This is a genomic window from Bacteroides finegoldii DSM 17565 (assembly GCF_000156195.1).
Classification (GTDB): domain Bacteria; phylum Bacteroidota; class Bacteroidia; order Bacteroidales; family Bacteroidaceae; genus Bacteroides; species Bacteroides finegoldii.
Map to the genome: position 1 here is coordinate 253966 of NZ_GG688323.1, position 13943 is coordinate 267908.

13 protein-coding genes are annotated in these 13943 nt (G+C 43.4%); 9 read left to right on the plus strand and 4 right to left on the minus strand.

What is annotated here, in order from left to right; genetic code table 11:
* Positions 1-13 precede the first annotated feature (13 nt).
* Complete coding sequence (gene spt, locus BACFIN_RS09780; protein ID WP_007753371.1) at positions 14-1198, minus strand: serine palmitoyltransferase; 1185 nt, start codon at positions 1196-1198, stop codon at positions 14-16.
* Between the two features lie 220 nt (positions 1199-1418).
* Between spt and BACFIN_RS09775 the strand changes: the two genes are divergently transcribed.
* From BACFIN_RS09775 to BACFIN_RS09765, 3 genes are all read left to right on the plus strand, one after another.
* Positions 1419-2444, plus strand: a complete 1026-nt coding sequence (locus BACFIN_RS09775; RefSeq protein ID WP_017142787.1) for a diacylglycerol/lipid kinase family protein — start codon at positions 1419-1421, stop codon at positions 2442-2444.
* Between the two features lie 110 nt (positions 2445-2554).
* Positions 2555-4312, plus strand: a complete 1758-nt coding sequence (gene aspS, locus BACFIN_RS09770) for an aspartate--tRNA ligase (RefSeq protein WP_007753377.1) — start codon at positions 2555-2557, stop codon at positions 4310-4312.
* Between the two features lie 14 nt (positions 4313-4326).
* Positions 4327-4716, plus strand: coding sequence for a GtrA family protein (locus tag BACFIN_RS09765; protein ID WP_032839592.1), 390 nt, complete (start codon positions 4327-4329; stop codon positions 4714-4716).
* On the opposite strand, the gene BACFIN_RS09760 is transcribed toward BACFIN_RS09765, so the two are convergent.
* Genes BACFIN_RS09760 through BACFIN_RS09750 form a run of 3 tightly spaced genes read right to left on the minus strand, consistent with a single transcriptional unit; the run spans position 4710 to position 7315 of the window.
* Positions 4710-5591, minus strand: a complete 882-nt coding sequence (locus BACFIN_RS09760) for a carbon-nitrogen hydrolase (protein WP_007753383.1) — start codon at positions 5589-5591, stop codon at positions 4710-4712. The two genes, BACFIN_RS09765 and BACFIN_RS09760, sit on opposite strands and share 7 nt — an antisense overlap.
* Positions 5592-5604: 13 nt before the next feature.
* Positions 5605-6720, minus strand: a complete 1116-nt coding sequence (locus BACFIN_RS09755; RefSeq protein ID WP_007753387.1) for an agmatine deiminase family protein — start codon at positions 6718-6720, stop codon at positions 5605-5607.
* A gap of 52 nt (positions 6721-6772) precedes the next feature.
* Complete coding sequence (locus tag BACFIN_RS09750) at positions 6773-7315, minus strand: ferredoxin domain-containing protein (RefSeq protein WP_007753389.1); 543 nt, start codon at positions 7313-7315, stop codon at positions 6773-6775.
* Positions 7316-8080: 765 nt separating this feature from the next.
* Between BACFIN_RS09750 and BACFIN_RS09745 the strand changes: the two genes are divergently transcribed.
* The 6 genes from BACFIN_RS09745 to BACFIN_RS09720 all read left to right on the plus strand — a co-directional run bounded on the left by BACFIN_RS09745 (position 8081) and on the right by BACFIN_RS09720 (position 13923).
* Positions 8081-8701, plus strand: a complete 621-nt coding sequence (locus BACFIN_RS09745; protein ID WP_007753391.1) for an ABC transporter ATP-binding protein — start codon at positions 8081-8083, stop codon at positions 8699-8701.
* Between the two features lie 31 nt (positions 8702-8732).
* Positions 8733-9527 carry an ABC transporter permease gene (locus BACFIN_RS09740; protein ID WP_007753393.1) on the plus strand — a complete coding sequence of 265 codons (795 nt, stop codon included), beginning with the start codon at positions 8733-8735 and terminating at the stop codon, positions 9525-9527.
* An 82-nt stretch (positions 9528-9609) separates the two neighbouring features.
* The gene (locus tag BACFIN_RS09735; RefSeq protein ID WP_007753394.1) at positions 9610-10407 is read left to right on the plus strand and encodes a Nif3-like dinuclear metal center hexameric protein; all 798 of its coding nucleotides are present in this window, start codon (positions 9610-9612) and stop codon (positions 10405-10407) included.
* 5 nt (positions 10408-10412) lie between these two features.
* Positions 10413-11243 carry a zinc ribbon domain-containing protein gene (locus BACFIN_RS09730; RefSeq protein WP_007753396.1) on the plus strand — a complete coding sequence of 277 codons (831 nt, stop codon included), beginning with the start codon at positions 10413-10415 and terminating at the stop codon, positions 11241-11243.
* 137 nt (positions 11244-11380) lie between these two features.
* A complete protein-coding gene (locus BACFIN_RS09725) occupies positions 11381-12778 on the plus strand; it encodes an efflux transporter outer membrane subunit (protein WP_007753399.1) in 1398 nt (465 codons plus the stop codon).
* A 35-nt stretch (positions 12779-12813) separates the two neighbouring features.
* Positions 12814-13923 carry an efflux RND transporter periplasmic adaptor subunit gene (locus BACFIN_RS09720; RefSeq protein WP_007753407.1) on the plus strand — a complete coding sequence of 370 codons (1110 nt, stop codon included), beginning with the start codon at positions 12814-12816 and terminating at the stop codon, positions 13921-13923.
* Positions 13924-13943 lie beyond the last annotated feature (20 nt).

Below are 13943 nucleotides of genomic sequence, written 5' to 3' on the forward strand. Positions count from 1 at the left end.
TTTCGAGTGCTGATTATAAGAGGTCTAAAGCCTTGAATGCTTTTACTAATTTCTCTACAGCACGGTCAATCTGTTCTTTTGTATGGGTAGCCATCAAAGCCACACGTACCAATGTGTCTTGTGGAGCACATGCGGGCGGAATAACCGGATTGATAAATACACCTTCGTCGAAAGCCAGTTTGGTTACCATGAATGTCTTTTCCGTATCGCGTACGTAAAGAGGGATGATAGGTGACTCTGTTGCGCCAATCTCAAAACCGGCTTCACGGAAACGTTTCAAAGCATAATTGGTAGCTTCCCACAAGGCTTCGAGTCTTTCCGGTTCATTCTGGATGATGTGGAGAGCCTCCAAAGCGGACGCGGTAGCGGCCGGAGTGTTGGATGCACTGAATATATATGTACGTGCGTTATGGCGTAACCAATTAATAATAGAGGAGTCAGCAGCGATGAATCCACCGATAGAAGCCAATGATTTACTGAAAGTACCCATGATTAGGTCAACTTCGTGAGTCAGACCGAAATGGTCACAAACACCACGTCCCTGTTTTCCGAATACTCCCAAGCCATGTGCTTCGTCTACCATGATGGTCGCATTGTATTTATGTTTCAAACGTACGATTTCGGGCAGGTTTGCCAAGTCGCCTTCCATAGAGAACACACCGTCCACTATAATCAGCTTCACTGAATCCGGATTACACTTTTGAAGTTGTTTTTCCAAATCCGCCATATCATTGTGTTTGTATTTCAATTGCTGTGAGAAGGAGAGGCGACGGCCATCTACGATAGAGGCGTGGTCGCGGTCGTCACAGATGATATAATCGTTACGGTCGGTCAAAGCCGGAATAACACCTGAGTTTACTGTAAAACCGGTAGAAAAACAGAGAGCTTCGTCCTTTCCGACAAAAGCGGCCAACTCTTTCTCCAATTGAACATGCAGGTCAAGTGTACCGTTCAGAAAGCGTGACCCTGCGCAACCGGAACCATATTTGTGCATAGCTTTGATACCGGCTTCAATCACTCTTTCATCTCCCGTAAGGCCAGTGTATGCATTGGAACCGAACATCAGCACTTCGTGTCCGCCCATTTCTACCTCTGTACCCTGTTTTCCTTCAATCTCACGGAAATATGGGTAAACGCCCTTTGCCATAAATTGTTGTGGCAAGTCGTACTTAGCTAACTTCTCTTGTAATAATCCCATTGAATTATAATTTATTATGCTCATACTCAGATCGTTCACTGACGATCAAATATACTTTTATCTTAACAAGTGTTTAAAACAGGGGGCAAAGATAACAATTTTTGCTTTCATATGTTCTTTTTAAGAGAAAAAAGTTGCTCCTATGCGATTCGAAACCTCTAATAGATTAAAATTTGAGATATTTATATTACTTTTGTCGTCTACAATCGACAAGAATAGCATGAACGATAATATGAAAAAAATAAAATTCGTCGTCAATCCTATTTCGGGAACACAAAGTAAAGAATTGATTCTTAGTTTGTTGGATGAAAAAATAGACAAGACGAAATACTCTTGGGAAGTAGTGTATACGGAGAGAGCCGGTCATGCGGTAGAGATAGCTGCCCAAGCTGCGGAAGAAAAAACGGATATGGTGGTAGCTATCGGAGGAGACGGGACAATCAATGAAATAGCTCGTTCATTAGTGCATACTGATACTGCTTTGGGAATTATTCCTTGTGGGTCAGGAAACGGACTTGCACGTCACTTGCATATACCTATGGAACCGAAGAAGGCATTGGAAGTGCTCAATGAAGGCTGCACGGATATTATAGATTATGGTAAGATCAACGGAACGGATTTTTTCTGTACCTGTGGTGTCGGATTCGATGCGTTTGTCAGTCTGAAGTTTGCACATGCCGGTAAGCGTGGGTTGCTGACTTATTTGGAAAAGACGCTGCAAGAAAGCCTTAAATACCAGCCGGAGACATACGAACTGGAAACTGAAAATGGAGTATCCAAATATAAAGCCTTTCTTATTGCCTGTGGAAATGCGTCGCAATATGGAAACAATGCCTACATTGCTCCGCAAGCCACGCTGACGGATGGTTTGCTGGATGTGACCATTCTCGAGCCGTTTACCGTATTGGACGTGCCTTCGCTTGCTTTTCAACTGTTTAATAAGACGATTGACCAGAATAGCCGCATCAAGACTTTCCGATGTAGGCGGCTGTGTATTCGTCGGGCTACTCCCGGAGTGGTGCATTTTGACGGAGATCCTATGGAGACGGACGCTGATGTGGATATCAGGTTGATTCAAAGAGGATTGCGCGTAGTAGTGCCACGCGCATCGGAGAAGGATGCGGCCAATGTACTTCAGAGAGCACAAGAATATATGAATGGAATTAAATTGATGAATGAAGCTATTGTTGACAATATAACAGACAAAAACAAGAAAATCTTGAAAAAGCTGACGAAGAAAGTCTGATAAAATAATGGATAACTAATTACGAATTACAAATTATTGCGTACTTTTGCGGAGTTTTGGTTCAGCCAAAATAAAAACGCGAGTGGATAATCGTTTAATAAAAAAAATATATGTTCAGAACACACACATGTGGAGAACTGAGAATCTCTGATGCAAATAAGCAAGTGACGCTGTCCGGATGGGTACAGCGTAGTCGCAAAATGGGAGGAATGACCTTCATCGACCTCCGCGACCGTTATGGAATTACTCAATTAGTATTTAACGAAGAAATCAATGCAGAACTCTGTGAGCGTGCCAATAAGTTGGGACGTGAGTTCGTTATTCAAATCACCGGAACGGTGAATGAACGTTTCAGCAAGAATGCAAATATTCCTACCGGAGACATTGAAATCATTGTTTCCGAACTGAATGTGCTGAACACGGCCATGACTCCTCCGTTCACTATTGAAGACAATACGGATGGCGGTGATGATATCCGTATGAAATACCGCTATTTGGATTTGCGTCGTAATGCCGTTCGTTCCAATTTGGAATTACGTCATAAAATGACTATCGAAGTCCGCAAATATCTTGATAGCCTTGGTTTTATCGAAGTGGAAACACCGGTTCTGATCGGTTCTACTCCGGAAGGAGCGCGTGACTTTGTTGTTCCTTCACGTATGAATCCGGGACAATTCTATGCACTTCCGCAATCTCCGCAGACATTGAAGCAATTGTTGATGGTATCCGGGTTCGACCGTTATTTCCAGATTGCGAAATGTTTCCGCGATGAAGATCTGCGCGCCGACCGTCAACCGGAGTTTACGCAGATTGACTGTGAAATGAGCTTTGTTGAGCAAGAAGATATTATTACTACTTTCGAAGGGATGGCTAAACATCTGTTTAAGACTCTTCGCGGTGTGGAACTGACCGAACCGTTCCCTAGAATGGCTTGGGCTGATGCCATGAAATATTATGGTAGCGATAAACCGGATTTGCGTTTCGGCATGAAGTTCGTCGAATTGATGGACATCATGAAAGGACATGGATTCTCCGTATTTGATAATGCTGCATATATCGGTGGTATCTGTGCGGAAGGTGCTGCGACTTATACCCGTAAACAGTTGGATGCGTTGACTGAGTTTGTAAAGAAACCTCAGATCGGCGCAAAAGGTATGGTCTATGCCCGTATAGAAGCGGATGGTACGGTGAAATCAAGCGTAGACAAGTTCTATACGCAAGAGGTACTTCAGAAAATGAAGGAAGCGTTCGGAGCTAAGCCGGGTGACTTGATTTTAATTCTTTCCGGTGACGATGCCATGAAAACCCGTAAGCAACTTTGTGAACTTCGTTTGGAAATGGGTTCTCAATTGGGCTTGCGTGACAAGAATAAATTCGTTTGTCTTTGGGTGATTGACTTCCCGATGTTTGAATGGAGCGAGGAAGAAGGTCGTCTGATGGCAATGCATCATCCTTTCACACATCCGAAAGATGAAGATATTCCATTGTTGGATACTGACCCGGCCGCAGTGCGTGCTGATGCATACGATATGGTAGTCAATGGTGTCGAAGTAGGTGGAGGTTCTATCCGTATTCACGATGCGAAACTACAAGCCAAGATGTTTGAGATTCTGGGCTTTACTCCGGAAAAGGCGGAAGCGCAGTTCGGCTTCCTGATGAATGCCTTTAAGTATGGTGCACCGCCTCACGGTGGTCTTGCATACGGGCTTGATCGTTGGGTGTCTTTATTTGCCGGTCTGGACTCTATCCGTGACTGTATCGCGTTCCCGAAGAACAATTCCGGACGTGATGTGATGCTGGATGCGCCATCTGCAATTGACCAGACTCAACTTGACGAACTGAATTTGATTGTTGATATCAAAGAGTGAAGCAAAGGGTGGGAGTGAAAGAATCGGTACGTATATTTCGTTTTATGGTAATCGGTACGATGAATGCCTTGATAATGGCATTGGTTGTATGGTTGATGATGAAGGAAATATCATTCAACGGTGACTATATAGTGGCTAATATAACAGCGTATCTGATTGCTCAAATCCATAACTTCGTTTGGTGTAAATACTGGATATTCCCTATAGAAAACAAAAAGAACAGTATCTGGAAACAGATACTGCTCTTTTGTTCTGCTTTTGGTCTGGCCTACACGGCACAATTCCTGTTTCTTGTTTTATTGGTTGAAGGATTAGACGTGAATGAATACCTCGCACAATTCTTGGGATTGTTTATTTACGGAGGTGTCAACTTCATGGCTAATAAGAAACTGACTTTTCAATAAAATCGCTTAGTCAGTCCCTCGTATTCGTCGATGCGACGATCGCGCAGGAATGGCCACCAGCGACGTACATTCTCAGAACGTTCCATATCAATTTCCACTACCATATTCTCCGGGCGGTCATTTCCGGCCTGTGCGAGAAATTCCCCTTGCGGACCCGCAACGAAACTGTTTCCCCAAAATAAGATACCATTTGTCTGTCCGGAAGGATCGGGCTCATGACCTACACGATTGACGGAAATAACAGGAAGACCGTTAGCAACGGCATGAGCACGTTGTGAGATAATCCAGGCGTTGAGTTGACGCGCTTTCTCGTCATCCGTGTCGCTACTTTCCCAGCCGATAGCTGTAGGATAGATTAGAAGTTCGGCGCCTTTCAGTGTCATCAGGCGGGCAGCTTCCGGATACCATTGATCCCAGCATACCAAGACTCCCAGTTTTCCTAAAGAAGTCTGGATCGGTTCGAAACCTATATCTCCGGGAGTAAAATAAAACTTTTCGTAATATGCAGGATCGTCGGGAATGTGCATTTTCCGATATTTACCGGCGATGCTTCCGTCACGATCGAAGACAACGGCTGTATTGTGATAAAGTCCCGGTGCGCGTTTCTCGAAGAGGGAAGTTACAAGAACTACCTTATTGGCTGCCGCCAATTCCGAGTAAAATCCGGTGGAAGGTCCGGGAATCGTTTCTGCTAGGTCGAATAGGTTTGTATTTTCTGTCTGGCAGAAGTAAAGCGAATTGTGCAATTCCTGAAGCACGATTAACTGTGCGCCGTGCGCAGCACACGCTTCTATGCTTTTGGCGAGATTCATTAGATTGACACGAATGTCCGAAGTGTTAGACTGTTGGATAAGTCCGACTTTTATTTTTCTCATGATGAATAATTATTTATTTTATAACTCCTGTTGGATATTGCATGGTGACGCAATGCAAAGAACCATGCTGTTTGATTAGGGCTCGACAATCTATTCCGACTATTTGCCGTCCCGGAAATGCTTGTTGCAACACTTCACCTGCTTTCTTGTCATTTTGCGGCTGATTGTAAGTCGGGTAGAGGATGGCGTCATTTAAAATCAGAAAATTAGCGTATGTGGCGGGAAGACGCTCTCCATCTTCTTCTATCTTGTCCGCCATAGGTAAAGCTAACAGACGATAGGGAGCTCCGGCCAATGTGCGGAATGTTTTTAATTGTTCTTCCATAGCGTGTAGCGCTCCATAATGCTCGTCCTCTTTGTCTTCACATTTCACGTAGGCGATGGTGTCGGTAGAGCAGAAACGGGCTAAAGTATCAATATGACTGTCAGTATCGTCGCCTGCGAGGTAGCCGTGATCCAACCAAAGGACTTGCTGGAGATGGAAAACCGATTTTAAATAATCTTCTATCTCTACTTGGTTAAGACGCTCATTACGGTTGGAAGAGAGCAGACATTCGGAAGTGGTGAGCAGTGTGCCCATTCCATCGCTCTCGATAGAGCCGCCCTCGAGTATGAAATCAAGCCGGTTGACGTATTGGCCGTTTAAAGCTCCGGTTTCTACAGCTTGCCTAGTGATTTGATTGTCCAGTTCGGAAGCATATTTTAGTCCCCAGCCGTTAAATGCGAAGTCTAGCAATGAGGGAGTACCTGTGTCAATCATGGTTATAGCTCCGTGGTCACGTGCCCAAGTGTCGTTGGTGGCACATTGCAGAAAGCGTACATTGTTCATATTGACGGTAGCAGTTATTTGTTGCTTCACCTTTTCAGGTTCGGGGGTGACGATTAGTAACAGTTCCCGTTTTGCTATTTCTTGGGCGATATTTATGAAACATTGCTGTACTTCTTCCAGCATATATGCCCAATCCGTACCAGCGTGCGGCCACGTCAGTTGTATGCCGCTTTGCGTATGCCATTCGGCAGGCAGATAAGGTGCTCTCATTTCTACCTGTACGGTCATATTTTTACCGAAGTTTAATTGCAAATCTTTCTCCGAGCCGCTAGGGCTGGGCAATCCAACCATGATTCCCATCAGACTTTTCTATTTAGTTATTTATATCCATTTCTTTTTTGCGAGTATGATATCAATCTTTGTTCTCCTGTTTTGGCTTCCGGTCGAAGAACGGATTTTTTGATGATGCGCTTACCGGAATTGCCATTACCATTTTGCAGTCTTTCAGCCAGTTCAGACGTTGTGCTGCAAGTCCGGCAGAGAACATTACCCGTGTGTCTACACGCAGATCGGCTGCTGTTGCGCAGGCAGAACCTATCGCAATACCCACGTCAATACTATTCAGGGCACATGGAACACCTTCTGTACGTCCGGCACAAGTTGAGAATCCGCAATGACCGCAATTCAGTCCCTGTGCTTGCTCGCGCGTTCCTATTAATATAACGCATTCGGCATTTAGTATGTTGTCTGCATCCCGTAGAAAAAATTTCATTCCATGTTCTTCCACCATCTTTATCATAGTGTCCGATAATTGCTTGATTTCTTCATCAGTAATTAGCGCCACTTCAATAATATCTATCCCTTTTCCTTTGGGGGCAGTGCGTGCGGCGGTCATTATCTGGCGTGCTGCTTGCAGTATGTGCTCATGGCGAGCGTCTCTTTCGTTTAGTATCATAACTTTTCTAGAATTAATTAGTCAGGCAAAGATAATATTTTATTCGAAGAGATGTATAAGTGCTTTGTTTAAATAATAGAGGTTATTGAAAAAGCCACTGATATAAAAGGAAATAGTGTCGCATTTTGGATTTGATGAATCCTAGGGAATTCTGCACTACTAGAGATCTATTTTTTCATCTCTCATATCTCTCATAAATTTGATGTAATGTTCATATTATCAGCAATATACTGCAATGAGAGATGTTTTGTTTTCATGCATCTCTCATGCATTTCTCATATATCTCTCATTACAATCTAACGGTTGTTTATAGGTGAAGCTACTTATATTGTTGGATTATCTAGCCGCCATTGACGGATTATTTAGCCATCATTGATGGATTATTTAGCTTGCATTTCAATCGTTCCACTATAGTGAACGGTTTCGTGCACTCTAGTGAACAGTGCTGTCTACTCTAGTAAACAGATCTGTTCACTAGAGTAGAACGGTTTGAATGTTTATTTGATAATGTGACAAACTGGTTGATATACAATATATTGTATGCTAATAGATACATGAATTACCGTTAGCTTTTGTATGAAATGTAAGGTGTGTGCGCTTCAACTCTTATTGCTTTCCGGAATGGCTGAGAAATGTGATAATAATGGTATAGTAAACCTACTTCTATAGACAGCAAAATATATAACTAGCGATATTATTGGGGTTTTATATTCATAAGTCGTGTTTTTTTATGTACTTTTGATGAGAATTTTAGAAAGATGAGTCATGTTGCATATCAATAATGCCTGTATTGCTTTTGGGGCAGAAGTGCTTTTCTCCGGTTTTAATCTGAATCTGGAACAGGGAGAAACCGCTTGTATCGTGGGGCAGTCCGGTTGCGGAAAAACTTCATTGTTGAATGCGGTGATGGGATTTGTGCCGTTAAGAGAAGGGACCATTCAAGTGGGAGGGACGTTGCTGGATATATCGACCATAGATGTCGTCCGGCGACAGATTGCATGGATTCCCCAAGAATTGGCACTTCCGTTTGAGTGGGTGAAAGATATGGTTACCCTTCCGTTTGAGCTGAAAGTGAATCGTTCCGTTCCCTTTTCGGAGGAGAGATTATACGCTTGTTTTGACGAATTGGGCTTGGAACACGAATTATATGTAAAGAGAGTGAATGAGGTATCCGGCGGACAGCGCCAGCGTATAACATTGGCTGTGGCTGCAATGCTTAATAAACCGTTGATTATCATTGACGAACCGACGTCTGCATTGGATGCGGGGGCGACTGATAAAGTATTGTCTTTTTTTCGGCGGCAGGCAGAAAGAGGGGCGGCAGTGTTGGCGGTATCTCACGACAAAGACTTTGCAGCGGGATGTCATTATGTAATAGAACTATAATTAAGAACCAGATGGAATACTAAACTATATAGTGGGAACGATTGACATATCATATTATAATCTTCTTGTAGGTTTGCTTCTGCTTGCCATTCCATTCTTTTATCTGTGGAAATTCAAGACAGGACTGCTAAAACCTGCTGTGATTGGCACATTACGGATGATTATCCAACTGTTTCTTATCGGTATGTATCTGAAATACCTCTTTTTATGGAATAATCCTTTTATTAATTTCCTTTGGGTGGTCGTTATGATATTTGTAGCCGGACAAACCGCATTGGTACGTACCCAGTTGAAACGAAGTATTCTGTTAATCCCCGTTACGGTCGGCTTTTTCTGTAGTGTTGTGTTAATAGGGCTTTACTTTATCGGGGTTGTCCTTCAATTGGATAATATTTTTAGCGCCCAATATTTTATTCCGATATTCGGCATTCTGATGGGGAATATGTTGTCAAGCAATGTTATCGCTTTGAATACCTATTATAGCGGGCTGAAACGTGAACAACAATTGTATCGGTATTTATTGGGGAATGGGGCTACAAGGCAGGAAGCCCAAGCTCCATTTATCCGGCAGGCCATTATTAAATCTTTCAGTCCTTTGATTGCGAATATCGCGGTCATGGGGCTGGTTGCTTTTCCCGGTACGATGATCGGGCAGATTCTGGGGGGAAGCAGCCCGAATGTCGCTATCAAATATCAAATGATGATTATGGTGATTACTTTCGCCGCATCCATGTTGTCGTTGATGATTACTATCTCATTGGCTTCACGACGTTCGTTCGATGCGTACGGAAAACTGTTGGAAGTGACTAAAGAATCCAAGAAATGACAGTCACACGAAAAAAACGATGAGGAAGTTATGCGCATAACTATTTAATTTATTATCTTTGCGACCAAATTTTCTATCAATAATGAAAATTAAGGAAATAGTAAGCGCCCTTGAACGATTCGCGCCTCTGCCATTGCAAGACGGATTTGATAATGTCGGCCTGCAAATCGGATTGACAGAAGTGGAAGCAACAGGGGCTTTGTTGTGTCTTGACGTTACCGAAGCAGTGCTGGATGAAGCTATCGCATTGGGGTACAATCTCGTTATATCACATCATCCGCTCATTTTCAAAGGCTATAAATCCATTACGGGCAAAGATTATGTGGAACGTTGCATACTGAAGGCAATAAAGAATGATATTGTGATCTATTCAGCGCATACTAATCTGGATAATGCATACGGGGGAGTTAACTATAAGATAGCTGAAAAAATAGGTTTGAAGAATCTGCAAGTGCTCGAACCGAAAGAGAACAGCCTGCAAGACGACTTGACGCAGGCAGGTGCGGGTATTGTGGGCGAATTGGATGAACCTGAAACAGAGCTTGAATTCCTGAAACGTATAAAGAAAACTTTTGAGGTAGGCTGTGTCCGTCATAATAGACTGACAGGCAGGGAGATACAGAAAGTAGCGTTGTGTGGTGGCGCAGGAGCTTTTTTGCTTCCACAGGCCATTCGGGCAGGTGCGGATGTCTTTATCACGGGTGAAATTAAATATCATGATTATTTTGGTCATGAGGGCGATATTCTGATGGCGGAAATCGGTCATTATGAAAGCGAACAATATACAAAAGAAATTTTTTATTCTATAATCCGGGATTTATTTCCAAATTTTGCACTCCAATCGAGTAAAATAAATACGAATCCCATAAAATATTTATAAGTAAAATGGCTAGAGAAGCAAAAAAAGATCCGAATGAGTTGACGGTAGAACAGAAACTGAAGACACTGTTCCAGCTGCAAACTATGTTGTCTAAGATTGACGAGATCAAAACATTGAGAGGTGAACTTCCGTTGGAAGTGCAAGACCTTGAAGATGAGATTGCCGGTTTGAGTACTCGTATCGATAAGATTAAAGCTGAAGTAGATGAATTGAAAGCTGCTATTGCCGGTAAGAAGGTAGAGATTGAAACGGCTAAGGCTTCGGTTGAAAAATATAAGTCACAGCAAGACAATGTTCGCAACAACCGTGAATATGACTTCTTGACAAAAGAAATTGAATTCCAGACGTTGGAGATCGAGCTTTGTGAGAAGAGAATCAAGGAGTATTCTGCAGACAAAGAAGAGAAAGAGGGTGAAGTTGTGAAAAACGAACAGGTCTTGGATGAAAGAAAAAAAGACCTTGAACAGAAGAAGGGCGAGTTGGATGAGATTATCTCTGAAACCAAGCAGGAAGAAGAAAAGTTGAGAGACAAAGCCAAAGATCTGGAAACTAAAATTGAGCCGCGTCTATTGCAGTCATTCAAACGTATACGTAAAAATTCTCGTAACGGACTGGGTATCGTATATGTACAACGTGACGCGTGCGGTGGTTGCTTTAACAAGATTCCGCCTCAGAGACAATTGGATATTCGCTCTCGTAAGAAGGTGATCGTTTGCGAATATTGCGGACGTATCATGATTGACCCGGAATTGGCTGGTGTACAGATTGAACATAAGGCTGAAGAAGCTCCCGCACCAACAACCAAAAGAGCGATCAGAAGAAAAAGTGCAGAATAATCTACCGCTTTTTGATTATATATTTCAAAGCTCCGCATCATGCGGGGCTTTTTTTATCTCCCTTTCTTAACATACCCAAAATAAACAAACCAAACCTTTGGTTGTTATCATATCATTTCATAAAAACCTGAACTGATATGAATATACGAATGTGGGGCATATCGCTCTTTATGTTTCTTTCTACTGTATCTGCGGTTGGGCAAACTGCAAACTGTTACCTGAAGGCGCCTCTTCCTGATGAATGGGAGGAGAGTGGACAAGTATTTCAACAGACGCTTCCTGTGGATGATTATTGGTGGAAATCTTTCCGAGACACCAAGCTGGATTCTCTGATCACTTTGGCGGTAGACCGCAATTTCTCTGTTGCGATGGCTATTAACCGCATATCTGCTGCCCGTGCCAATCTCTGGATGGAGCGCAGTAACTTTTTCCCTTCTGTCGGATTGAATGCCGGATGGACTCGCGAGGAGACAAGCGGTAATATCAGTGCCGCTCCTCAATCTACGGAACATTATTATGGCGCATCACTCAGTATGAGTTGGGAAGTGGATGTATTCGGCAGTATCCGTAAGCGTGTGAAAGCGCAGAAAGAGAATTTTGCTGCAAGTAAAGAGGAGTATACGGGGGTGATGATTTCTATGGCGGCCGAGGTGGCCTCAGCTTATATCAATCTACGGGAATTTCAGCAGCAGCTTGAGGTGGTGAAGAAGAATGTCGCCTCGCAGGAAGAAGTGCTGAAAATCACGGAAGTACGTTATAACACCGGACTTGTGGCTAAGTTGGACGTGGCACAGGCTAAGTCGGTTTTGTATAGCACGAGAGCTTCCATTCCACAATTGGAAGCAGGTATCAACCAATATATCACGACACTGGCCGTTTTGCTTGGAATGTATCCTCAGGAGATTCGCCCAGTGCTGGAAACGGTGGGGATTTTACCCGATTATATGGAACCGATCGGAGTGGGTATGCCTGTCGATTTATTATTGAGAAGACCCGATGTGCGGAGTGCGGAACGGAATGTGAATGCGCAGGCAGCATTACTCGGAGCTTCTAAGGCCGACTGGTTGCCGAAAGTTTTTCTGAAAGGTTCGTTTGGCTATGCTGCCCGCGATTTAAAGGATCTGGTGAAGAGTAAAAGTATGACTTATGAGATTGCTCCGGCATTGAGTTGGACAATCTTCAGTGGAGGACAATTGGTAAATGCCACCAGACTGGCAAAAGTTCAATTGGACGAAACGATCAATCAATTTAATCAAACGGTTCTGACTGCTGTACAGGAAACGGATAATGCGATGAATGCTTATCGTAATTCCATCAAGCAGATTGTGGCGTTGAGGGAGGTGCGCAATCAAGGTGTGGAGACGTTGAAACTTTCTTTAGAACTTTATAAACAGGGGCTTTCACCGTTCCAGAATGTGCTCGACGCCCAACGTTCTCTGCTATCTTATGAGAATCAGCTGGTGCAAGCGGAAGGCAGTTCATTATTGCAACTGATAACCCTTTATAAAGCATTGGGCGGAGGCTGGAGAGAATAAAAAAGAATCTAATAAAAAAATATAACCGAACGGATATGAAAAAACTAATGTATATCTTTCTTGCGCTGCCCATATTGACAGGATGCAAGGAGAAGAAAAGCACAGGAGCAATGGGAGGAATGCCTACTCCTGAAATTAGCGTGACTAAACCGGTAGTGAAGGACATTACTCTGACGAAAGATTACCCGGGATACCTGACAACGGAGCAAACGGTAAATCTTGTGGCCAGAGTAAACGGGACTTTGCAGTCCACCTCCTATACTCCGGGAGGAAGGGTAAAGAAAGGACAGTTACTTTTTGTCATCGAGCCTACATTATATAAGGATAAGGTGGAACAGGCGAAAGCGGATCTGCAAACAGCTCAGGCGCAGCTGGAGTACGCACGCAGTAATTACAGCCGTATGAAAGAGGCTATCAAAAGTGATGCGGTGAGTCAGATACAACTGCTACAGTCGGAAGCCAATGTGACAGAAGGGATCGCGGCTGTGAATAATGCGGAAGCCGCTTTGAGTACGGCGCATACGAATCTGGGATATTGTTATGTGCGTGCTCCGTTTGACGGGACTATCACGAAATCGACTGTGGACATAGGGAGTTATGTGGGCGGATCTTTACAGCCCGTTACTTTGGCTACTATCTATAAGGATAATCAGATGTATGCGTATTTTAATGTAGCGGACAATCAGTGGTTGGGCATGGCGATGAATGACAATCAATCGGCAAAGAACCTGCCGCAAAAGATTATGGTACAATTGGGTAAGGATGGAACGGAGTCTTATCCTGCCGTGTTGGATTATTTATCCCCGAATGTGGATATGAGTACGGGAACATTGATGGTACGCGCTAATTTTGATAATCCGAAAGGGCTTCTGAAAAGCGGGTTGTATGTGAGTATAACTCTTCCTTATGGCGAAGCCTCAAATGCTGTATTGGTGAAGGAAGCTTCTATAGGAACGGATCAGTTAGGTAAATTTCTGTATGTCGTAAATGACTCGAACGTAGTTCGTTACCGTCATATTGAGGTGGGGCAGTTAATGGGTGATACCCTGCGTCAGGTATTGGAGGGCATTTCTCCTCAAGAGCGGTATGTCACGGAAGCTCTGATGAAAGTCAGAGATGGAATGAAGGTAAAGCCTGTACCTTAAAGAGTAGTTCTTTCATTTCA

Coding starts and splice junctions, on each gene's coding strand:
- spt (WP_007753371.1), bottom strand. CDS start 1,198: ATGGGATTATTACAAGAGAAGTTAGCTAAGTACGACTTGCCACAACAA.
- BACFIN_RS09775 (WP_017142787.1), top strand. CDS start 1,419: ATGAACGATAATATGAAAAAAATAAAATTCGTCGTCAATCCTATTTCG.
- aspS (WP_007753377.1), top strand. CDS start 2,555: ATGTTCAGAACACACACATGTGGAGAACTGAGAATCTCTGATGCAAAT.
- BACFIN_RS09760 (WP_007753383.1), bottom strand. CDS start 5,591: ATGAGAAAAATAAAAGTCGGACTTATCCAACAGTCTAACACTTCGGAC.
- BACFIN_RS09755 (WP_007753387.1), bottom strand. CDS start 6,720: ATGGGAATCATGGTTGGATTGCCCAGCCCTAGCGGCTCGGAGAAAGAT.
- BACFIN_RS09750 (WP_007753389.1), bottom strand. CDS start 7,315: ATGATACTAAACGAAAGAGACGCTCGCCATGAGCACATACTGCAAGCA.
- BACFIN_RS09745 (WP_007753391.1), top strand. CDS start 8,081: ATGTTGCATATCAATAATGCCTGTATTGCTTTTGGGGCAGAAGTGCTT.
- BACFIN_RS09735 (WP_007753394.1), top strand. CDS start 9,610: ATGAAAATTAAGGAAATAGTAAGCGCCCTTGAACGATTCGCGCCTCTG.
- BACFIN_RS09730 (WP_007753396.1), top strand. CDS start 10,413: ATGGCTAGAGAAGCAAAAAAAGATCCGAATGAGTTGACGGTAGAACAG.
- BACFIN_RS09725 (WP_007753399.1), top strand. CDS start 11,381: ATGAATATACGAATGTGGGGCATATCGCTCTTTATGTTTCTTTCTACT.
- BACFIN_RS09720 (WP_007753407.1), top strand. CDS start 12,814: ATGAAAAAACTAATGTATATCTTTCTTGCGCTGCCCATATTGACAGGA.